General features: G+C 44.2%; 16 protein-coding genes and 1 pseudogene. 4 read left to right on the forward strand and 13 right to left on the reverse strand.

Annotated features, from left to right (window positions below):
• Positions 1–154: 154 nt before the first annotated feature.
• From purH to mrcB, 6 genes are all read right to left on the reverse strand, one after another.
• Positions 155–1,735, reverse strand: a complete 1,581-nt coding sequence (gene purH, locus Q6344_04355) for a bifunctional phosphoribosylaminoimidazolecarboxamide formyltransferase/IMP cyclohydrolase (protein WLG14573.1) — start codon at positions 1,733–1,735, stop codon at positions 155–157.
• A 152-nt stretch (positions 1,736–1,887) separates the two neighbouring features.
• A complete protein-coding gene (locus Q6344_04360; GenBank protein WLG15146.1) occupies positions 1,888–2,106 on the reverse strand; it encodes a helix-turn-helix domain-containing protein in 219 nt (72 codons plus the stop codon).
• A 415-nt stretch (positions 2,107–2,521) separates the two neighbouring features.
• Positions 2,522–3,814, reverse strand: a complete 1,293-nt coding sequence (locus Q6344_04365) for a DUF3426 domain-containing protein (GenBank protein WLG14574.1) — start codon at positions 3,812–3,814, stop codon at positions 2,522–2,524.
• Between the two features lie 196 nt (positions 3,815–4,010).
• Entirely contained in the window at positions 4,011–4,937 is a 927-nt protein-coding gene (gene prmA, locus Q6344_04370; GenBank protein ID WLG14575.1) for a 50S ribosomal protein L11 methyltransferase, read from the reverse strand.
• A 122-nt stretch (positions 4,938–5,059) separates the two neighbouring features.
• The gene (locus Q6344_04375; protein WLG14576.1) at positions 5,060–5,869 is read right to left on the reverse strand and encodes a tetratricopeptide repeat protein; all 810 of its coding nucleotides are present in this window, start codon (positions 5,867–5,869) and stop codon (positions 5,060–5,062) included.
• 35 nt (positions 5,870–5,904) lie between these two features.
• Positions 5,905–8,382, reverse strand: a complete 2,478-nt coding sequence (gene mrcB, locus Q6344_04380) for a penicillin-binding protein 1B (protein ID WLG14577.1) — start codon at positions 8,380–8,382, stop codon at positions 5,905–5,907.
• A 458-nt stretch (positions 8,383–8,840) separates the two neighbouring features.
• Here mrcB and Q6344_04385 point away from each other — a divergent pair, with 458 nt between their 5' ends.
• On the forward strand, positions 8,841–11,621 hold the full coding sequence (locus tag Q6344_04385; protein WLG14578.1) for a heavy metal translocating P-type ATPase: 2,781 nt from the start codon (positions 8,841–8,843) through the stop codon (positions 11,619–11,621).
• 207 nt (positions 11,622–11,828) lie between these two features.
• Here Q6344_04385 and Q6344_04390 read toward each other — a convergent pair whose 3' ends face one another.
• Positions 11,829–12,551, reverse strand: a complete 723-nt coding sequence (locus Q6344_04390) for a Bax inhibitor-1/YccA family protein (GenBank protein ID WLG14579.1) — start codon at positions 12,549–12,551, stop codon at positions 11,829–11,831.
• A 299-nt stretch (positions 12,552–12,850) separates the two neighbouring features.
• On the opposite strand from Q6344_04390, the gene Q6344_04395 reads away from it, so the two are divergent.
• Positions 12,851–13,855 carry an NAD(+) kinase gene (locus Q6344_04395; protein ID WLG14580.1) on the forward strand — a complete coding sequence of 335 codons (1,005 nt, stop codon included), beginning with the start codon at positions 12,851–12,853 and terminating at the stop codon, positions 13,853–13,855.
• A 67-nt stretch (positions 13,856–13,922) separates the two neighbouring features.
• Positions 13,923–14,234, forward strand: a complete 312-nt coding sequence (locus tag Q6344_04400) for a DUF1315 family protein (protein ID WLG14581.1) — start codon at positions 13,923–13,925, stop codon at positions 14,232–14,234.
• Positions 14,235–14,320: 86 nt separating this feature from the next.
• On the opposite strand, the gene Q6344_04405 is transcribed toward Q6344_04400, so the two are convergent.
• From Q6344_04405 to Q6344_04425, 5 genes and pseudogenes are all read right to left on the reverse strand, one after another.
• Entirely contained in the window at positions 14,321–14,695 is a 375-nt protein-coding gene (locus tag Q6344_04405; GenBank protein WLG14582.1) for a HopJ type III effector protein, read from the reverse strand.
• A gap of 123 nt (positions 14,696–14,818) precedes the next feature.
• Positions 14,819–14,986, reverse strand: a pseudogene (csrA, locus tag Q6344_04410) (carbon storage regulator CsrA).
• Between the two features lie 369 nt (positions 14,987–15,355).
• Positions 15,356–16,642 (reverse strand): aspartate kinase, encoded by a 1,287-nt coding sequence (locus Q6344_04415; protein ID WLG14583.1) that lies wholly within the window; start codon positions 16,640–16,642, stop codon positions 15,356–15,358.
• Positions 16,643–16,967: 325 nt separating this feature from the next.
• Complete coding sequence (gene alaS, locus Q6344_04420) at positions 16,968–19,640, reverse strand: alanine--tRNA ligase (protein ID WLG14584.1); 2,673 nt, start codon at positions 19,638–19,640, stop codon at positions 16,968–16,970.
• A gap of 162 nt (positions 19,641–19,802) precedes the next feature.
• The gene (locus Q6344_04425; protein WLG14585.1) at positions 19,803–21,572 is read right to left on the reverse strand and encodes a DUF389 domain-containing protein; all 1,770 of its coding nucleotides are present in this window, start codon (positions 21,570–21,572) and stop codon (positions 19,803–19,805) included.
• Between the two features lie 290 nt (positions 21,573–21,862).
• Between Q6344_04425 and Q6344_04430 the strand changes: the two genes are divergently transcribed.
• Complete coding sequence (locus Q6344_04430) at positions 21,863–22,075, forward strand: hypothetical protein (protein WLG14586.1); 213 nt, start codon at positions 21,863–21,865, stop codon at positions 22,073–22,075.
• Positions 22,076–22,175: 100 nt separating this feature from the next.
• Here the strand turns inward: Q6344_04430 and Q6344_04435 are convergent, their stop codons facing one another.
• A complete protein-coding gene (locus Q6344_04435) occupies positions 22,176–23,540 on the reverse strand; it encodes a L,D-transpeptidase family protein (GenBank protein WLG14587.1) in 1,365 nt (454 codons plus the stop codon).
• Between the last annotated feature and the right edge of the window lie 134 nt (positions 23,541–23,674).

Raw genomic sequence — 23,674 nt, forward strand, 5'->3', positions numbered from 1 at the left:
CTAAATAATCTTCTCAAGTTTTAAGCATAAAAAAGCCACTGTCTACAGTGGCTTTTTTAATGAGTATTATTGTTATCATAAAGATTTAGCATTAATGGCGATACGAAATTCAATACTGCTATCAATGCTACTATTCAAAGTGATACGGAACAATTTAATGGCGGAAATGACGCATACCAGTGAATACCATCGCGATGCCATGCTCATTTGCCGCAGCGATGGTTTCATCATCACGCATAGACCCACCTGGCTGGATAATAGCAGCAATACCGACTTGGGCAGCGTTATCGATGCCATCACGGAACGGGAAGAAGGCATCTGATGCCATAACAGCACCTTCAGTAGCCAATCCAGCGTGCTCAGCTTTGATAGCAGCGATACGCGCTGAGTTGACACGGCTCATTTGACCAGCGCCAACACCGATAGTACGCTGACCTTTGGCATAAACAATTGCATTAGATTTGACGTATTTTGCTACATTCCAGCTGAATAATAGATCGGCGATTTGCGCTTCCGTTGGTTGTACATCAGTGACAATCTTTAAGTCATTGGCTGTAATCAAACCAAGATCTTGCTCTTGTACTAGCAGGCCACCGTTGACGCGCTTGTAGTCAAGCTGACTATCGCGTTGATCTGGCGCTGGCAGTTCGCCGCACACCAATACACGGACATTTTTCTTAGCAGCTGTCGCTTCAAGCACACCATTTTCGATGCTTGGTGCAATAATAACCTCTACAAACTGATTGTCGATAATGGCTTTAGCCGCTGCCAACGTCAATGGGCGGTTAAAAGCAATAATGCCGCCAAAAGAAGACTCAGGGTCAGTACTAAAGGCAGTGTTATAAGCGGTTACTTGATCGTTATCCACAGCGACACCGCAAGGATTGGCATGCTTAACGATAACGCAAGCAGGGGCGCTAAAGGCTTTCACACACTCAAGAGCAGCATCAGTATCGGCGATATTGTTATAAGACAGCGCCTTGCCTTGCAGTTGCTTAGCAGTCGCTATAGAGGCCTGTTGGCTTTTTAGCGGATGGTTTTCTGTATAAAAAGCGGCGTTTTGATGTGGGTTTTCGCCGTAGCGTAGATCCTGTGCTTTTTCGAGCTGCACATTAAATGTACGTGAGAAATTCTCAGGTTGCTGGCCTTCATTGACACGGCTACCTAAGAAATTGGCAATCATTCCGTCGTACTGTGCAGTATGCTCAAAAGCCTTAACCGCTAAGTCATAGCGCAAAGCAGGTGTCAGCTCGGTGCCATCACCTAAAGCGGCAAGTATGCGCTCATAATCTGCTGGATCAGTCACGATACCCACATGAGCGTGGTTTTTCGCCGCAGAACGCACCATCGTAGGACCACCGATGTCGATGTTTTCGATAGCATCGTTCATGGTGACATCCGCACGAGCAATAGTTTCAGCAAACGGATATAAATTCACGACAACCAAATCAATACGCTCAATCGCGTGCTCACTCATGACGGCATCGTCTGTACCACGGCGTCCTAAGATGCCACCATGAATTTTAGGATGTAGCGTTTTGACACGGCCATCCATCATTTCAGGGAAACCTGTGTAATCGGATACTTCGGTCACAGCAACATTGTTTTCTGTGAGTAAACGATAAGTACCGCCAGTAGACAGTAAGCCAAAGCCTGACTTAATAAGGCCTTGCGCAAATTCAACGATATTAGATTTATCAGAGACTGACAATAGAGCAAGTGGGGTTGTACTCATAAGAAAATTTCCATAAAAAAAGCCTGACGTAAACGTCTGGCAAGGTAACAATGACAATTTTTGCAGACATATCATGGTGGATAGCGTCAATAACGTTAAATTGCCATACATAATGATTGGTAATAAAGACAGAGAAATGCATATAGCAGATGCTACATTAAGTCATAAGTTTTGAGTTTTTTGCGTAAAGTGCCACGATTCAGACCTAAGATTTGTGCACACTTGGTTTGATTGCCTCGCGTTTTTTCAAGGACAACCGATAATAGTGGCTCTTCAACTTGTTTTAAAATAAGCTCATACAAGTCGGTCGGCATCTCATCGCCTAGCATCGCGAAGTACTGTCGTACCACACGCTCCACATGTACGCGCAGTGGTTCATGACGCTGGCTCGCATCGCTGTCTAATGAGGAGTCAACATGACGAGTTGAATGATGGTTAGCTGTACTATAATCGGCAGGATGCTCAGAGCTTGTGGCAAAATGATTGGCATTATGCTGTGCATGAGGTGCCATAAGATAATGTCCTTGGGATTGGAAAGAGTCAAACCATAAGATATTAGGGTATTATATCAAATTAATATCGTTTAGCGCTGACAGATTAACCTTATATTGGCAGCAGTATGACTAGGGTATATGCTTACTATTATAACATTGCCACAAAATATAACTGGCTGGGTCGCACTTGCATCACTATTGAACTTGCGACTTGCCTATGTTTTTCTGACGGCTGAAGTTTTAAGAGACGAGGTTGTTTATAGAAACAGCTATTTTGTTAGTAATTATCCACTCAATACAGAGGACTTATAGTCACTTCTCGAATTTGTCTATTAGCAACAGGGATGGTAAATAATATGTTTCGACTACTGTTCGCCGCTAATTGGCTTTGCTTGCTTAATAGATAATCAGCTGGCGTGGCGATGAATTCTCCAATCATATCATTTGCGCCGTATACGCTGACTTTAACATTCGGATACAGCTGTGCTTTGGCACTTTGATTGTTTAATGTGGCACTGACATCGCTCGACTTTCCATCCATCTTAATCTTACTCGATTTATGATTAAGGTTAGTAATCGTAAATGCTGTTAGATCGGCACTAGGTAAACTACAGGCAGCGACTGCACATACTGATTGTAAGCGCTCTGCATGCACTGGGTTTTTCATCAAAGTTTCTAGATTAAAAATGACGTATTGAGCAAAAAGTAGCAGTGCTAATACTAAGCATCCTAGCGTCCATAGTAAGGATGCGATAGAACGTCTCTGCGGCGTAGGTGTAAACTTTGCTTGTGCTTTTCTCACACGCTCTTCGGAGGTTAACGCTTCATCTTTCAATGGTACACCCATATCGAGCAATAGTTGTGATAAGTCGGTATCGTCTTGTCGAACCTCTTCGCTTTTATTTTGTTCTTTTAGGAGTTTTTCGAGCCAAGAATTGTCCGCAGTATCATCCACATTGGCATGAATATCATTAGCGGCTGCTGAACTAAGCGCTATTTGTGCTGATGAGGAATTTTCTGTTGTAGCATCAGATGATACTTTCACTGATGACCCGTTGTTTTTATCTGTTTTTTTAGAGAGGTTACTTGTTGGTTGGTTGTCTGCTGTAGAAGTATAACTGCTATTGTTCATATTGCTGGCTTGAGTCAGCCAAGCATCCATACTATCTAGAGAATCATACTCTAAAACACTTTCTTCTGGTTCATCGCTATCCATATCATCATAGATTAAGCCGTCATGAATCAAATCATCCTCAATTAAAGTATCAGATGAAACATTTTTTGAATGTGGAGGAGTGAGTGGTGACTTAGCAGTGCCTGCTGCATGTTGATTTTTATTATGATTGTCAGCGGTTTGTGTAGAATGTCTATTTGAATCGGCTGTCGTATTGGTGTCAGTCGTTGTATTTTCTTGAATCGCGGAAGTACTGACAGCATCGGCAGTGAGGATAAGATGTTTATTGACCAAAAAACTCTGTTGGCATTGATCACAGCTAACAGTGGCGTTTACTTTATTCAACTGTGTTTGCTGTATTTTAAAGCAAGCTTGGCAATGAGGGCACTGAGTTTTTATGGGCGTGGTCATAGGGTCGAATCCAAAAAATTATGGTTATCAATACCGCTTAGCCACTCGCTAATAGTTGCCTATAGTGCTAATACTGCCTTTCGTATCAGCTTTAAATATTAGCTGTAAATGTCCATAAATCATGAGTAAGGACAGAGTGGCGTCAAATGCATGACATTTGACTGCCCTCTATCGTAACAGATGTAATTAAATGTTGCTAGCCTGTAAATGTACCAGATAAACGCTGCCAATGTTGGTCTTCTTGCGCTGTAAAAGCATGCTTTGCATCAAGCGCAAAATAAGGTTGATAAGCCGCCGTTACTTGTTCGGTTTGTGACTCTATTAGACCGGCCAAGACAATGCGACCTTTTGGTGCGATTAAGGTGGCGAAGTAAGGCGCTAAGCCAATGAGCGGCTTGGCTAGAATGTTTGCAACGATTACGTCTACAGGTAACACATCATTTTGTGCACAGTAGTCAGTGAAGTCTTCTGGTAAAAACGCTTGCAGGCGATCCCCAACGTGATTGCGTGCGGCATTTTGATTGGTTGCCAGCACTGCTTGTGGGTCGATATCGACAGCATACACGTGGCGTGCACCTAATAACAAAGCAGCGATGCCTAAAATACCTGAACCGCAACCATAATCAATCACCACTTTGTCTTTTAGATCTTGTTCTGTTAACCAGTCAAGACATAAGCGGGTAGTGGCATGATAGCCTGTACCAAAGGCTAGACCAGGATCCATAATAATGTTAGTCGCCTCAGGATTGGGCGGCGTCAGCCAGTTGGGTACAATCCATAAATTATTGGCACATTCGATAGGATGGTAATTGCTCATCCATTCGCGCTCCCAATCTTTATCATCGACAGCCGTGAGCCAGATACGAGTGGCTTGCACTTGTGCTGCGATTTCATGACTGAGCTGCTCGACCGCCTGACGACTGCCAGCATCGGTGGTCGCATCAAATAGCCCTGTCAAGATAACTTCATCCCATAGCGGTGATTCACCAGGTAAGGGCTCAAATAAAGGCTGGTCACCTGCGTCGTCTAAGGCGATGGATAATGCACCTGCTTCTAGGAGCAGTGCCTCAGCCAAATCGACGTTTGCTTTTTCACATTGTAAATGCAGTTGTTGCCATGCCATAACGATAACCTTAATTAAAAATAAATGTCTATTTTGGATAAATGATACGTGTGCAGAATATAAAAAGTGAATAGATACCAAGTTTATCACTTGGTATCTATTCACTTCGCTATGTCTTGATATTAGCGTAAGGCTTGCTTCGCTTCACTGATGACGCGAGCGTTGCCTTGGGCTTGTCCTGATTGCAAAATAATTTGCCACAGCGCGCGGCGACGACTGGTATCTTGAGAAACACTCAGACCACGGCGTGCCATAGCTTCTGCCTTGCGCGGCTGGTTCTTTTTTAATGCCACTTGTGCCAAATAGAAATACACCGCAGAAGATTTAGGTGCTAGGCGCTGTGCACGGGTAAAGCTGTTTTCAGCATTGGTCAGTTTGCCAGCTTTTAGTTGACTGATACCTGCTTGCATCAAATTGCGAAATGCTGGCAAGTTGCTATTGTTGGTGGTAGCTTGCTGTGTCCGTTGCTGCGAGTTTTTTCTTGCCTGTTCTAGCAATTCGTTGTGTGACGGTGCTGACGGCTCAGAGATGATGTAGTCATCACGCGAAGGGATGATAATAACTGGATCAGGTTGGGTCAACACAGGATTAGATGGTGTAAATACAGGCGTCTCTTGAGTCAATGGATTGGTTGATTCGGCTGGTTCATAGGAGTTATAAGGCTCAATGGGGTAGTCATCCTCGTCCTCTGTTCTGACAATGGGCGTTTGCGTCACAGTCGCTATGGGGGCTTTAGCTGTCTGCGATGATGGCAGCGTTTGAGTCGGTACGGTTTTCATAGCGGTAGATGCAGTCGGCGCAGTCTGGCAAGCGCTCAAACTCAACATGCCAGCTAGAGCACTGACTGCCAGCATCGTATTGGCTGGCTTGATTTTGATAGACCGCGTTATGACGGCTGACCTAGCTGATACAGTTTGCTTGAGAGATAACATTAAGTTGAGACCTTTTTTAAGTTTCACAAATAACTTTAGAACCATTCAACGGCACGATCATACCAATTATCGGCACGACTTTCTGCATCATTACCATTTGACCCATCACTGTTTTCTTGGTTGTCGCTATCAACAGCTTCGCCATTTGGAATCTCTAAACCTTCACTACGGCGCTGCTGGTTTTGTTCACGAGCACGATCTTGTTGATATAAGCCGACAGCGCAACTGCTGGCTTCTTCTGGTAAATATGCCGACAGGACAGGCAGATAGCGTGCATCTGCACAGCGCTCATTAGACAACTTGCCTGAGTTGTTCTCTAACCACAACCATTCAATACCTTCAGGCTCTGGTAGTGCTACAGGCGTCAGCTTCAAGCGATTCATATAGTCAACCCAAACTGGCAATGCGCCAGTACCGCCGCTTAAACCAATTGGCTTGTTATCATCACGGCCAACCCAAACCACACTGACATAGTTGCCACTGTAGCCTGCAAACCAAGCGTCGCGGTAATCATTTGTGGTACCTGTTTTGCCAGCAAGATTTAGATTACTACCAAGTGATTGCACGCGTTTGGCAGTACCATTTTTGACCACATCTTGTAAAGCATAGTTAATTAAGAAGTTGGTCTCAGGCGGAATACTACGCTGAGTGTTGAGTCCAGTACGTTGTAAAATACGACCACGGTCATCAATGACGGTGCGAATACTATGGATAGGCGTACGGAAGCCACCAGTTGCAAAGACTTGATAGACACCAAGCATATCCATTGGACTAAGGTTAACAGAACCTAACAGTGCTGACGGGTAGGGTGGTATTTTTTCTTTGATTCCCATGCGCTGTAACTGCTTGGCAAAGGTATCGACCCCAAACTCCATACCTAAGCGTACCGCTGCTTGGTTATAAGACTTTGATAAAGCAGTGGTAAATGGCACATAACCATGGTCACGATTGTCATAGTTCTTGGGGTTCCATTTAGTACCATCGCTTAGATTCACGGTAATCGGTGAGTCATCGACTGAGCTTGCAAGATTATAGCGCCCACTTTCAAGCGCTGTCATATAAATAATAGGCTTCAATAACGAACCCACTTGGCGCTTGGCATCGACAGCACGGTTAAAGCCGGTAAATTCACTGCCACTACCCACCACAGAGACCAGCTCACCAGTCTCAGGATTGGCACTCACTAAGGCACCTTGTAAGTCCTTGGTTTTGCCACTGTTACGACGCAGCTCACCCAATTTTCTATCAACCGCTTTGTCTGCGGCTAATTGTGCAATAGGGTCTAAAGTACTGATAATGATAAGACCTTCATTCTTGAGGTCATCAGAATAGTACACGGTATTCAGCTCGCGCTTGACGATATCCAAAAAGTCAGGGAATTGACTTTTGCCTTCGACAGGTTTGTCCACGACACCAAGTGGTTGCTTTAGCGCTTTCTCATAGTCTTCTTGACTGAGTGAGCCAACAGCTAACATGTTGCCCAGCACGACGTCACGGCGCGCTTTTGAATCGTTTGGATGGCGACGTGGGTTGTAGATGCTCGGGCCTTTTGCCATACCGACTAGCAGGGCTTGCTGATCCAAGCGCAGCTCATTCAGTGGTTTATCAAAGTAAAACTGTGATGCCAAGCCAAAACCATTAATAGAGCGGTTGCCGTTTTGACCCAAATAAATCTCGTTGAGGTACGTTTGTAGAATTTCATCTTTGCTATAATGTAGCTCGAGCAATACTGCCATTAACGCTTCGTTGGCTTTGCGCTTCAGCGTACGGTCTGAATTGAGATAGAAGTTTTTAATCAGCTGCTGAGTGATGGTCGAGCCGCCTTGTCTAGAGCCACCAGAGAAGTTGTTCAGTACGGCACGTGCAATGCCTCGTATAGAGACGCCTTTGTGCTCATAAAACGCACGGTCTTCCGTGGCTATTAACGCATCAATGAGTGGTTGTGGCACTTCATCTAACGAGACGACCAAACGATCTTCATTACTGTCAGGATAAATACCACCGATACTCACCGGCTCTAAGCGAATGATGCCGCTTTTGGCAGGCAAAGTGCTTTGTACGGACTCAATCTTATTACCAGCAATGGTCATTTTTATGACTTGCTCTTTATCCACATCGTTGGCGCTATAAGTAAAACCGCGAGTATGAATAAAGTAGGTATTACCTGATCTATGATAAGTTCCCGTGCGATCATAAGCTTTGTTGCTTTGATAGTTCAGCAACTCCAGCCATGTCTTCATCGTATCTTTGTCGACACTCGCGCCTTGATACAATTCAAGCGGCTGCGAATACACTTTAGCAGGAATATCCCAGCGCTTACCCTCAAACTTATGAGTAATGGTGCGATCAAGTTTGATTAAATATAGCGCCAAGAGCACCATGCCAGCAATAATGACAATTAAGATAAGACTACTAAATACCAACCCACGCTGCTGTGAAGGGAGCGTGTGGTTAACAGATTTAGAGGACTGTGTTAACTTGGTATTTGGTAACTTGGAATTGGATGTTTGCACTGATGTCGCACCATTTTGGTATAAAAAACTGCCTCATAATGACGCAAATTGACAAATTTTTCAATCTATCATCGTCAACGCAGGCATTCATTGATTTTAAGCTGTGCGTGGTTATGCTCTTCACAGCACTTGCTTATAGTATAATCTCTGTTAAAACACGGTCATTGCTAACAAAGCATTAAAAGCTTTAGATTGGCAGTATCATTGTTATATAAGTGTCATGTCACCATGTCACATAGCCATACACGATAGCAGTTTAGAGACGCACCAACGATGTGTTTTTTATGAATTAACCGCTACTGTTATTGTTTTATTTTTTGTGAGCCGTGCTGAGAGTTATTTAAAATAGCTGTTTTAGATAGGTCTTCTGCATAGGCGTTGAGTCTCGTTAATGATAGTAAGTTTACTTAAAGCGAATAAGGTTCGAGCAAACCTGTCTAAAGGAAGTAAGCGCGATTATGTCCAATGTCCCATCATCAATGGCATCGACCACCAGCCAGCATTATGAAGATAACTCTATCATCGAAGGTTTAGTACTGCCACTCGCAGGTCACTGTTTCCACTGCGGTGATCCTGTACCGCAGCCGCCGTTCCATGCCAAGATATTGGGTAAGCCGCGTGAGATGTGCTGTATGGGCTGTCAGTTAGCCTCTCAAAGTATCGTAGAGGCAGGGCTGGAGCAGTATTATCTGGACCGCTCAGAGATTAATCGCACGGCAAGTCTACCAACGCAGTTGACTCGCCTTGAGGCGTATGACCATGACGAGATCAAATCACAATTCGTCTATGCTCAAGACGGACTGTCGGTTGCAGAGCTGTCGGTCAATAACCTACGCTGCGCGGCATGTACTTGGCTAATTGAGTCGCGGCTCGATGAGCTAGAGGGCATCAGTAAATGTCAGGTGAATTTGACCAATCAGCGTATGCGAGTGATATGGAACGAGGATAAGCTGCCAATTAGCCGCATTCTAGCAGTGATTAATGAAATCGGCTATGAAGCCAAGCCTTATCGTCAAGATACGCATGAGGCGATGCTGGCGCGTCATAACAACCAAATGCTGATAAGATTGGGCATTGCCGCGTTGGGCTCGATGCAAGCGATGATGTATGCCGTTGCCATCTATTTTGGTGAATACAGTGATATGCTAATATTTCAGCGTGATTTTTTGCGCTGGGTGTCTTTATTTGTCAGTACGCCCGTTTTCTTCTATGCGGGTATCCCGTTCTTTACCTCAGCGTGGTCGGCAATTCGTGCCCGTCAAGTCAATATGGATGTGCCCGTCAGTATTGCGCTGATTGTGACCTTTTTTGCGAGCCTATATGCCACCATCACTGGGCAAGGGGAAACCTATTACGATTCGGTCAGTATGTTTATTTTCTTTTTACTGGCAGGGCGTTACATTGAGCATAATGCCCGCCTAAAAGCCGCCACCATGGCCAATGACTTGGTCGTGGTTGAGCCAGTACTGGTACAAAAAATTGCGGAAGATAAAGAAGCCGCCGAGCTTATATTACAGCAGTTAAAGAAAAATGAGCTCGAGAAAACAGCTATAAATGAAGACGTGAGTAATCAAGTCAGTAATTTGGATACAAATGAGGCGAGCACATCAGCCAATCCAACGCCTAATTTTATGCAAAGCATGGATGCCAATGTTCATCAGCTCACATCAAAAATTGCACAAGATTGGCAACGCGCACGTACTCAACAATCAGCTTTATCGACAACAGCAGATGAGGCAAAAGAAAAACAAATGGTCACCGCCCATAGTTTGCAAGTGGGTGATATCATTTTAATTGAGGCTGGCTCTGAAATCATCAGCGATGGTATTTTGCTGAGTCAGAGTGCTACCGTGTCGCAAAGCCTATTGACGGGTGAGGGCGACTTGATTATCAAGAGCCAAGGTGACTATATCGTCGGCGGTGCACAAAACGATAGCCAACCGTTTGAGATGCTGGTCACAGCATTGCCAGCAGACAGCCAAATTGGCTTGATTGATCGGCTGATGAACCGTGCCATGAGTGAAAAGCCTAAACTGGCACAGCAGGCTGATAAGCTGGCACGCTGGTTTGTTGCGCGTATTTTGGTATTGTCTGTCTTGGTATTCATTGGCTGGTATATCGTTGATCCAAGCCAAGCGATTTGGGCTACGGTCGCGGTATTGGTCGCGACTTGCCCTTGTGCACTGTCTTTAGCGACACCGATTGCACTGACGGTAGCGACCAATCGACTGGCAAGCTATGGGTTTTTGACGACTCGCGGTCATACCCTACAAACGCTCGCTGAAATCACTCATGTCGCCTTTGATAAAACAGGCACTTTAACTTATGGTAAGCCGAATTTATTAAATATTGAGCTGCTTAAAGATAATGATACTGCAACGGCTACGAACGAGCAAAAAGATACGCTATTAGCAATCGCTGCGGCTCTAGAAGTGGGCAGTCGCCATCCTATTGCACACGCGCTGCTTACCGCTGCCTATCAGTTGCATTTGCCATTGACGCAGGCCTTACAGCATTATCCAGCAGGCGGTGTCGAGGCAATGATTGATGGCGTATTATATCGAATTGGTCATGTGGATTTTGCGTTAAACGATGCTGATAATGATATGGTCATTGATTTAGTATCACAGCGCGCCAGCTCAGCGGTGGTTTTATCTTGTCAACAAAATGATTCGGTCACTTGGCAAGCGCTGGCATGCTTCTATTTCAATGATAAGGTGCGTGATAGTGCCAAAGCCATGCTCGATACGCTTAAAGAGTTGGGTATTGAGACAGTTATGTTGACTGGTGACCCAAGCCCGCAAGCGCTGGTATTGGCTGAAAGTTTAGGGATGCATTCTGCTTACAACGGTCTGTCGCCAACAGACAAGGTCACTCACATTCAAAAACTACAGGCGGAAGGTGGCGTAGTGTTGATGGTGGGAGATGGTATCAACGATGCGCCAGTGCTAGCAGCAGCAGATGTATCGACTTCTATTGCGGGGGCGGCAGATTTGGCACAAGTATCGAGTGACAGTATTATCTTAAATGGTCAAATCGACGCTATTACTGCTGCCAAACGTATCTCTGATAAAACGGAACGTATTATCAAACAAAACTTCCGCTGGGCTCTGATTTATAATGGCAGTGTGCTAATACCAGCAGCGTTAGGCTATGTGCCACCTTGGCTAGCTGCTATTGGTATGTCGCTAAGTTCATTGTTTGTGGTCTTAAATGCGCTACGCTTAAAACGCGCTTGATACCCATTCAAAAAAACGATTAGCTGCGTCAAACTTACTTAGCCTACTAATTAATGTAGTACTGAGACTCATCTTCCTTGCTGCTCACATTTTTCCAGATAGTATGTCTATCATAAATATTTAACTTTACCCATAAAAAAACCGCCTTTAACTATATGAATAGATAAGGCGGTTTTTTATTTAAATAACGATTAACTGGTCTTTAAATTAGTCTTGTAAGTAGCTAAGCAGACGCATAAATTCAATGTACATCCATACGAGCGTGGCAAGAATACCAATACTAAATAACCATTCGTAATCTTCTGATACGCCCATTGCCACACCGCGATCGATATTATCGAAGTCTAATAACAGCGTGAAAGAAGCGATAACAATCACAAATAGGCTAAAGCCGATAGCGATAGCACCACCTTCAAATAAGAAGGGTAAGCTTGAACCAAACGCTAAAGAAAGTACCCATTGCGCCACATAAACTAGCATAATCGCAATCAATGCTGAAGTCACAATTGAGCGGAACTTTTCAGTCACTTTGACCAGACCTGAGCGATATAGCCCTAGCATAACGGCTGCCGTCACAAAAGTGGCACACATAGCGGTCACTGGTACACTCGGATACATCCGCATAAAGAACAGCGAGATGCCGCCTAAAAATATGCCTTCTAACAGTGCATAAGGCACCGCAAAGGTTTTGGCTTTGTGTGGTTTAAAAGTGATAAAAAGCGCGAGACCAAAAGCGGCAAACATACTACCGAAGGCAGCCATCGTAATAAAGCCTTGCGACAAGCCTGCCATAAGGGCATAAAAGAAAAAGCCCACACCAGTGATCGCAGATAATCCAAGTAATAGACTGGTCTTTTGAATCACGCCCTTGACCGTCATTGGCTTACCGCCGATCGCAAGTTCTGCGCGACTGACAATAGGATTGGCCATAAAGTTGTCCTTAATAAAATATAAATAATAATGATGCTAGCTACTTTAGCAAAACCGCCATTATTGTCAACTGTGTTTACGTGACAGCCATCAAGGCTTCACGACCTTATAGAGCTATTATTAGTTGATGTATTTTGGCGTATTGCCTAGCTAAACAAACACGTTTAAGAGTAACGTGTGATGGCTTTTATATGGGGTTGATTACGACAGTTAACAACGATAATTCATAAACATGCTAGTCTAAACGCTCGTTTATCGCTATCATTGGCGAGTACTTTACCGTTATGCCGAGTCGTTTTATGGAAAACTCAGCGCAATCCGCAAGATTGCCGCACTTACATGAATCAGAGCTGTTCCACGCTATCAAAAACCCTGCTTTTAGGCGTATTGGGCTTATGGGCCGCGCTGGTAAACGCAGTGTCACTCAAAGTTTGGTGCAAATTGCCCAGACTATCAATGAGATGAATCTCACATTGATTATGGATGTGCAAACGGCAAACTTGCCCACTTTGAACCTCACTGAGATTGAAAAGGTCAAAATCGTTAAGCGTAGTCTAATCGGCGAGATTTGTGATTTGGTCATCGTTGTTGGCGGTGATGGCTCGATATTGCACGCGGCTGAAGCGTTGGCACGCTACCGTGTGCCTGTACTTGGCGTCAACCGTGGTCGGCTTGGTTTTTTAGCGGATGTAAAACCTGATGAAGCGGCGTTTAAGTTGCGCCAAGTATTGATGGGTGATTACCAGCTGGATCATCGTTTTCTATTGACGATGGAGATACGAGAAGGGCGCACTATCATTCATGAAGATATGGCGCTCAATGATATCGTATTGCATGCAGGAAAATCGGTTCATATGATAGATTTTCAGATGAAAATCGATGGTCAAGATGTCTACCGTCAGCATAGTGATGGTTTGATTGCTGCCACGCCTACTGGCTCGACGGCCTATGCACTCTCTGGCGGCGGTCCCATCATCCATCCGAGTATGGATGCTATCTGTTTGGTGCCCATGCATCCCCATACTTTGTCTAGCAGACCGATTGTGGTGAGCGGTAATAGCGAAGTATGCATTCGCATTCATGAAGACAATCGCACTCAGCCGATGGTTAGCGCAGACGGCAAGCCAAGCGTGCCACTTGAGCAAGAGCAACGGCTCTATATTCGTAAGCATCCTGATAAGTTAACTTTACTCCATCCACCGGGCTTTGATTTTTATGAAGCTTGTCGCACCAAATTGCACTGGAACGTCCATGCTGAGGAATTCAGTCTTGACGTGGATGATGATATTATGGACGACGAATAAGTGTCTCTTTTATATAAAAACGTTATAAAAAATATGTTATAAAAAATAGTGGTGGAGAATAGGCAGGATGGATAAGCAAACGATATTAGCAAGTTTAACGCCAGAAGTGGTGGATAAGTTCCGCATGGCGATTGAGTTGGGTAAGTGGCCTGATGGCCGCAAGCTGACCGCTGAGCAGCGCGAGACCTGTATGCAAGCGGTGATGGTGTGGGAGCACGAGCATCTGCCACCTGCTGAGCGCACAGGCTATATTCATAAGCCAGTCAAAGACGATGGTTCTATCGTCGGGGCAGAATGTGATGTCGAGCACGAGCATCATTATCCAAACATGCCTAATCCGAAAGGCGCAGTCCAACCCGTCAAGTTTCGTGATAAATAGACTGATGGCTAAATTTTCTAATAAAAAATGAAGCACATAAAAAAGGCCACGCTAATCAGCGTGGCCTTTTCTTATTTAATAACTTTTTAAAGCGCCGTCGTATCAACACTAGGACGAACCGTTAATGGGTTTTTTTGCATCAAAAACCCTTGCCAGCCCCAATGTAAAAAGTTGCGGATATTGGCATGATCAGTACCGTTAGGAGTTGCTTGAACTTTGGCATAATGCTCGCCAAACAGTTTTAGCGTGTCCAATTGATTTAGACCATGGTGTTTGGCAAAGCCAAAAATTTTCGCACTACCTTCATTTTCACCAGCTGCATTGTGTACCATACCGTTCACAAACGGGGCAGGTGCGTAGCGATAAAAATCATCAATAAAACTGATGACATCATTGAATCCAATGGCTTTTTTATCCAAACCATTAAGTAGAGCCGATACATCTGATTGGCGGATACTCATAAATAAATGACCTCAGAGCAGATTAAAAAAGTGAAAGTATGTAACTTAGCGATTGAAATAGTCTTCGTCATCGAATGAAGGCGCAAAATTGCCTTGCTCAAGATGTTGCATTTGCGACTGTACAGAACGCTCATGCTGAATACGTTGGTAAATCTCTTCGCGGTGTACGGCAATATCTTTCGGTGCATTTACACCGATACGTACTTGATTGCCTTTGACACCTAGGACAGTCACACTGACCTCATCACCAATCATTAGCGTTTCGCCCACGCGGCGTGTCAAAATTAACATGCGTCACACTCCTTATGTCGCATCAACAAATTATTACTCATCAGATTACTTCTCAATTGCAGGACATTACCGCAGCACTAGAAAGACAATGTATCAATGACAACTACAATGCTTACTATTGTGCCAATAGCGGTAATGATAGGTAGATTCATTTAGCCCAAATGAAAGCCCCATTATAGGGGGCATAACAGAGACTGTCACGGGTTTTCACAAAACTATTGGATAAATAGTTACCCTAGCAATAATAAAAAATAAAAATAGGATCTAAAAAGACCCTATTTAAATTAATACATTGTTGGAAGTAATTGATACTGACTTAATGGATAACTGTTGATGCTAAATCGATTATTTTAAGCGTTTTAAAATAAGTTATAGCCCAGCGATTTTACTTTCGCCATCTTCACGATCCAGACCAAATGCGGTATGTAGTGATTTAACGGCTTTTTCTAAATACTGTTCTTGGATAAGGACAGACACTTTGATTTCGCTGGTTGATATCATTTGAATATTGATATTGTTTTCAGCAAGGGTTTGGAACATGAGGCTCGCAACACCAGCATGAGAGCGCATGCCGACGCCGACTAAAGAGACTTTAACGACTTCATCATTAGCCAATATCTCTTTAGCACCAATCTCATCTTTGACTTCGTTTTCTAGTACTTTCATGGTTTTGTCCATGTCAGTACGGTTGACAGTAAAAGTAAAGTCGGTGGTGCCGTTGGTAGAGAGGTTTTGCACTATCATATCAATTTCAATATTGGCACGACCGATAGGGCTGAGAATAGCAGAGGCAATACCAGGATGATCAGGTACACCGCGCACGACTATTTTTGCTTCGTCTCGATTAAAAGCGATACCTGAGATGATTGCCTGTTCCATATTGTCTCCTTCGTCTATCGTAATTAGGGTGCCGACATTGTCTTGAAATTCTTGGTCGAAGCTACCATCGTTGTTTTCATCAAAGCTAGATAATACGCGCAGTGGTACACCATATTTACCGGCGAATTCTACCGAACGAATCTGTAAAATCTTAGAGCCAAGACTTGCCATCTCCAGCATTTCTTCAAAGGTGATTTTTTCAAGTTTCTTGGCTTTTGAGGTTACACGAGGGTCAGTGGTATAAACGCCATCAACATCGGTATAAATCTGACATTCATCAGCACCCAAGGCAGCAGCAATAGCGACACCTGTGGTATCAGAACCACCGCGCCCTAATGTGGTCGCGTTGCCTTCGTCATCAATACCTTGAAAGCCTGCGACGATAACGACATTGCCTGCATCAAGTTGCTCACGGATATTTTTGTCATCAATGCTTTCGATACGGGCTTTATTGTGGGCATTGTCCGTTTTAATCGCTACTTGACGACCAGTAAATGAACGAGCGCCTACACCAAGCTCTTTAATCGCCATAGCAAGCAATGAAATCGATACTTGCTCACCGGTTGAGACCATTTGGTCGTATTCACGGGGATCAGGCTGAGTGCTAATTTGGCGTGCTAGATCAATCAAACGGTTGGTTTCGCCGCTCATGGCAGAGACCACAACAACTATTTGATGACCGTTGTCATGCCAGCGTTTGACTCGTTTGGCGACGTTTTTGATGCGGTCGATACTGCCCATCGAGGTGCCGCCGTATTTCTGTACTATTAACGCCATAAAAATCTACCTATTATTCATTAATGGCCTTTTATTATCATCAATGAGAGCCAATATGCGGATGTGACGCTCAATCAATGCTTGTATAGATAAAGCCGTATTATAAGAATTGCGCCCATGCTTTTTGTTTATGTATTCAGTAGTGCTGACTAGGTAATGCACGCACGATGCATATAAACGTTGACCTTTATATCATATCTACGTCACAACGTTAAGTGCTCGTAGCGCTTAGATACATGGCGATTGGTTATGACCGTTATAACCAATCGCGTATCTTATGCGTAGTAGACCTAAGTGATGCTCTGTATTCATGTCTTTTTTAGGACTAGCTAAGCTGAGTTTCAATCCAAGCAGGTAGGGCGTTGATAACTGCGGTACTGTTGGCAGACTTTGGCGCGCCGCCTTGTGCGTAATCTGGCTTACCACCCCCTTTACCGCCCAGCTCACCTGCCAAATGACGAATGATATCACCAGCTTTTACTTTCGCAGTCACAGACTTTGCCACGCTTGCGGCTAAGGCTAACTGTTCGTCTTTATCACCAATTAATATAATCACGCTATCAGGAAGTTTAGATTTAATATCATCCATCAATGTGCGAATAGATTTGCCGTCGATACCGCTTAAGGTACTGATAAGCACGGGCGTGCCTGCGATGGTCTGTACTTCATCGAGTAAATTGGCTGCTTGGGCTCTAGCGATTTTTTGCTCTAGACGCTCTAATTGTTTCTCAAGTTCGCGCTGCTTATCCGCCATGGTACGCACACGCTGTGCCACTTCAGGACGTTTTACTTTTAGCTGACTGGCAAGCTCGCTCAGCTGCTGCTCACTTTGCTGAATGTTTTTAATTGCATTCATGCCAGTGACCGCTTCAATACGGCGGATGCCAGCAGCAATACCTGATTCGCTGGTAATTTTTAGCACACCAATATCACCAGTACGTTTAACGTGCAAACCACCACAAAGCTCAATAGAGAAGGGCTTGCGCTGACCATCGACAATACTGTCAGTGCCCATGGTTAAGACGCGAACGTCACTGCCATATTTTTCGCCAAACAATGCCATAGCGCCTTGTTTCATCGCTTCGTCAATAGACATATTCTCGATGCGAGCAGGGGTGTTGGCTTGAATTTGCTCATTGACTAAGCGTTCGATACGCGTAATATCAGCAGTGCTGACGGGCTTATCATATGAGAAGTCAAAGCGTAAGACTTCGCTTGATACTAGCGAGCCTTTTTGCGTGACCGCGTCGCCCAATACTTCTCTTAATGCGGCATGCAATAGATGCGTGGCAGAGTGGTTTTTGGCACTGGCTGCGCGAATACTCGACAAGACTTGCGCATCGCCAGTTTGTTTGGTGTTAATGTCACCCATGGTCACGACACCATAATGGATGATGGCTTGACCAGATTTTTTGGTATCTTGCACTTCAAAAACGCCAGTCGCGGTGCGGATTTCGCCAAGCTCACCAACTTGACCACCACCTTCAGCATAAAACGGTGTACGGTCAAGTACCACGACGCCTTCCATGCCCTCAGCTAAGCTATCGGCTGGACTGCCATCTTGATACAGCGCATCAATCGTGACGCCTTCTTCTGCAAGCTGCTCATAACCGATAAAGGTGGTTGGGTTTTCTACTTGAATGACACTACTATAATCGACGTCAAATTTGCCAGCATCACGCGCACGCTCACGTTGCGCTTGCATATGCTCATCAAATTCAGCTTCATCAATCACAATACCGCGCTCACGAGTGATATCCGCAGTCAAATCGACCGGGAAACCATAAGTATCGTACAGTTTAAATGCGGCTTCCCCAGATAGCGTGTCGCCATCTTTTAGACCTTCCAGCTCACTGGCAAGTAGACGTAAGCCTTGTGCCAAAGTTTTGGCAAACTGTGCTTCTTCTTTTTGAATAGCATTTTCGATGACGCTTTGTTTGTCTTTTAGCTCAGGGTAGGCGGTGCCCATCTCAGCAACCAACGGCGCGACCATTTTATAAAAGAAATCGCTATCTGCACCAAGTTTATTACCATGACGTACTGCACGGCGGATAACACGGCGCAGTACATAACCACGACCTTCGTTGCTTGGAGTAACGCCATCAGCAATCAAAAATGAAACAGCGCGAATATGGTCAGCGATGACTTTTAATGACGATTGTTGCTGGTTTTCAATCTCTAAAATCTCAGCCGCCGCATCCATCAAATGTACAAATAAATCTATCTCGTAGTTGCCATGGACACCTTGCATGATGGCGCTGATACGCTCAAGTCCCATGCCAGTATCTACGCTTGGCGCTGGTAGCGGCAGCATAGAGCCGTCTTTTTGACGATTAAACTGCATAAACACACAGTTCCAAATCTCGATATAACGGTCACCATCTTCTTCAGGTGTGCCCGGTAGACCGCCTTCGATATCAGCACCATGGTCATAAAAGACTTCGGTACAAGGACCACAAGGACCGGTATCGCCCATCGTCCAAAAGTTGTCTGAGGCGTAAGGCGCACCTTTATTATCGCCGATACGGATAATGCGCTCGCTTGGGATGCCGATGTCTTTATGCCAAATATCAAAGGCTTCGTCGTCAGTCTCATAAATGGTCACATACAAGCGGTTTTTATCGATTGCTAGCCATTCATCTGAGGTCAAAAACTCCCAAATATAGCCAATACCGGCTTGCTTAAAGTAGTCACCAAAAGAGAAATTACCGAGCATTTCAAAAAACGTATGATGACGTGCGGTATAGCCAACATTGTCCAAATCATTATGCTTGCCGCCCGCACGCACGCACTTTTGCGACGTCACTGCACGCGTATAATCACGTGGCTCCATACCCAAAAACGTTTCTTTAAATTGATTCATACCGGCATTGGTAAATAGCAATGTCGGGTCATTGTGTGGAATCAAACTCGATGAGGCGACGGGGGTGTGCTGCTTGCTTATGAAAAAATCGATAAAAGCTTGACGAATATCGGCTGAGCGAAATGGCTGGCTCACAGCGGCTCCTTACTGGCGAATAGAATTGAGTAAAATAATTTTGCAAACGATTTTAGCACAAACGCCCAAGCTCTTGGTACAAGAGTTACAACGGCTAGGTTATTCTGCGCATGTAGATGCTCGATGGATTTTTAGCGCATCAAAGCCAGTTGGTCAAAAAAGCTAATTGGTCAAAATCGCCGCATCAGTCTCGTCCAGTTTATCTTGTATCAATGGATTGGACTCAATGACTTGTACTGGCAAGTAGCGTAGCTGTAGCTTAATGGGTAGATACTCAGGGAAATTCTCTGCCATATCTTCAGTAATGACGGTTTCAATTTGCCGTACATCGTATGAGGTAGGCGTCGTCTCTCCGCGAATGACCGCACGTACGACTTTATTTTCTTCTGAGGTATCAAATTGCGTATTGGTCAGCACGTTGCCTTTGTCGATAAAGTAGCTATTGATGGCTTCTTTGACGCTACTCTCAAAAACCTGTTGTTTGGCATTGGTTTGTAGGTTGATGGTCAAATATGTCCCTAAGCCACCTAACAATAATAACGTCACCGCATTACGGCGTAAAAAAGTCAAATAGGTGCTGGATTTATAATCGTCATCGACCAAACGGCGAAAGCCTAATAACCAAAGTACTAAAGCATTGGTAAACTGGATAGCAATAATATTGGTTAGCGCCAGTAGCAGTGCCCCAAGTCCAAGCTGCGTCTCGCCATTGGCAAATAATATCCCACTCGCGGCAAGAGGTGGCACCAATGCAGTGGCTACCGCCACGCCGACCACTGCCACTGATAGGTGCGGTGAAACCATCGCGTAAGCGCCAGCAGTACCACCCGCTAGAGCAATCATTAAATCCATCGAGGTTGGCTGAGTGCGCGATAATATCTCTGCGGTCAGTGGCTGATCTTTGTGTAACCAGCCGACGATAAAACCAACCAATACCACTAAGGACACACCAACGATAACCGTAATCAGTGATTTACGTAGCAATGGCATACGATGATCAATAATCGCTAACGCTATGCCAGTAATGGGGCCTAACATCATGGCAACCAACATGGCGCCAATGACGACGGCAGCTGAATTGGTCACTAACCCATAACTGGCGATGATGGCAGAAAGTATATTCATAATGAAATACATTTTGCTAGGCAGAGCGTTGGCCTCGATTCTGACCCGTACTTCTGGATAGTCTACCTTTTGATTGCTAAATTGCTCGGCAACAAATTGCTTATAAGACTCGAGCTTGGCTTCCTTTTTTTCTTTAATCTCGTCTTCTAGTTCTTCCTGATTATCGACTTTATCTTTTACAGTATTTTTTACGACAGTGTCATTATTTTTAGGCGTGTCTGGCTGTTTATCAATTGAGGACGGTTTTGTGTTGTCACTATTTGCTTTGCTTTCTTGCTGAGGGCTATCAGCGATAGGATAAGTGCACTGTGCATCAGCGGGGGCAATACCCTCTACCGTTACCTCAGCGTCAGCATCTTTTTGAGACGTTTGCTCGGAAGCGTTATCTTCTTCTGCTTGAGCATGTTCTGCTGATGCATTTTCTAGATTTTTATGATTGGGCGCTGTTGTGGATTTTAACGATTCATTGGATAGTGGTGTCTCAAGCCCAGTTATTTCAAGTTTAGTTATTTCAGACTCATTGTTGGGCTTGGCGGTTTCTAACGTTGCCACTACCTCGTCAGCACCAATGGACTTTATCGCTATCGTTGTTTCAGGAGGCTGCGCACAAGCCATATCCTCGCCACAGTCATTGTCATCACGAGTCTCTGAGCTTTTTGAAGACTCAGTATGTTCAACAGTGCTATCTAGTACAGAGCTATCATCTGCGTCAGTTAGCACCAATTTTTTGTCTGGATAATTGGCCGTGCTTGAGGCATCTTTTATAACTGAAGAATCATTAGAGGGTTTGTTTTCAGGTGAGGTCATGGCAGATGGCTTTCTTAAAAAGTAAAAGAAAGACATTATTGTAATGATAAAAAGAGGACAACGTATGGGTTTTTTACGACTAAATAGAGCGCAGTGTCATTAAATAGTAATACTTAAAATAGTAAAATTATGCATCATTAACTAACGATAATAAAAACCTTAACTTTAACAGGGTTTTTATGCTTAGTCACCTACTATAGCTGGCTCGCAGGTTTATAGGAAATACTTACTTTCTTTGTGGGTTTAGTGTATAAAGGTACTATATCCACAATAAAAATGAGGAATAAGTTATGAACTGGCCATTATTCTCTGTTATCTATTCAATCGCAGCAACCGTTACCATTGGCGTTTTTATGATTGGCGCTTTAGTCACAGGTTTTAATGAAATACCTCATATTCAAATAGCAGTAGCATTAGGCATTTTGGTGTCTATCCCTGCAGGCATGTTTTTTACCAAAAAAGTTGGTAGCATCACTGGTAATGAAGAAGGCTATAAAGCATAAAAGCGAATAATGTTGTCAATTTAAATGAATAAATCCGATTATCAGCCATAAAAAAAGACCTTGCTATCAAGGTCTTTTTTTATTGATCATTTATAACTTATTATTTAAGCTCAACGGTCGCGCCATTTTCGATATTGGCATAAACCTCTAACACATCCCAGTTGGTCAAACGCACACAACCTGCAGAGGCTTGGCGACTGATGCCTTCAGGCTTTGGTGAACCATGAATACCATATGAAGGTTTAGACAAGCCCATCCATACGACGCCAACAGGGCTATTTGGTCCTGGTGGTAGCATATGTATTTGTTTGTCTGCGCCTTTACCAACGGTTGCTTTATACCAAGGCATTTTCACCTTGTTAATGATTTTAAACGAACCTTGTGGCGATGGTGTGGCATCGCTACCGATTGTCGTTGGGTAAGTAGCCACCAGCTTATCGCCGTTATAAGCATATAATGTCTTATCGGCTTTATTGGCAACCACACGGTTAATGCGCTGCTTAAGTGGTGCACGGGTATTTAAAACAGTGATGGTTTCGCCCGCTTTATACTGCTTATTTTTATTCAGCTTATCTAAATAACGCACATCCATATGGAAGCGCTCACCAAACATCTCTTTAATGTCTTGATAGTATAAGCCTTTCATTTTTGACTTGGCTTCTGAACCTGCAGGTGTGCTGGCAAAGTTGGTCTTGATATCATCTTCAGTGATGGTGTAAGTCACGAGCACAGGCTTGTTGGCAGGGATATTTTTATTTAACGCATCCCATGTTTTTTGATCCATTTTACCTGTGGCTGGTAGACCTTTCATGGTTTGGAAGTTGATGAGGGCTTTTTTACTGTTCATGCCCCAGCCGCCATCGATGGCGCCAGGAGAAGCATGGTTCCAATCAAGCAGTGCCTGCATTTTGATCGTCATTGCCGAGTTAACTTTCATATTCGGTGTCCATGTGGCACCGTTTACCTGTTTGGCGTAATTCGACAAATTCAGCGTAGTATGTTTTTTACCATTAACATCTTCGATGCTTTTGATAGACGTATCTGCTGGGCTAGCATCAGATATGGCTGCGGTAGGGGCAGCGACAGCTTGACCTTCACTAATATCGTCAGTGCTATCAGACTGCACATCTTTACGAGCCAGCTCTTCTACCGTCATATTATCAGCACTGACTGCTTGTTGCGCTGTCTCTACATCGACTTCCTGCTTTTCGTCAATCAGCTGAGTCATACGGTCAGGCGTATTAGGCTTTAAAGCAGGCGTGGCCACGACAGGAGCACGACCATCGATTGAGCTACTGCGATTCTCTTGTACATCAAGGCTAACTTTTTTGGCAATGCTAGGCATTGAGTCAGCGGTTCGTACTGGCAGGGTGCGCGTATTATCAGCAGGTGCGGCAACGGCGCTGACACTGGCAGTAACGATAGCAATTGAGATAGCGGTAATAAGAGGCTTCATTTTCATCATGTTGGGATACTTATGGTTATAACTAATGGGGCTATTATGCGCATAATTTTAATGCTTCGCAAACTTTTGACACATCTTTTTTCATTAAAGTCTTGCCAAACGTCAACCGTTGACGTATTCACTACAGTTGGGCA

It is taken from the genome of Psychrobacter cibarius, from assembly GCA_030686115.1.
Lineage (GTDB): Bacteria > Pseudomonadota > Gammaproteobacteria > Pseudomonadales > Moraxellaceae > Psychrobacter > Psychrobacter cibarius_C.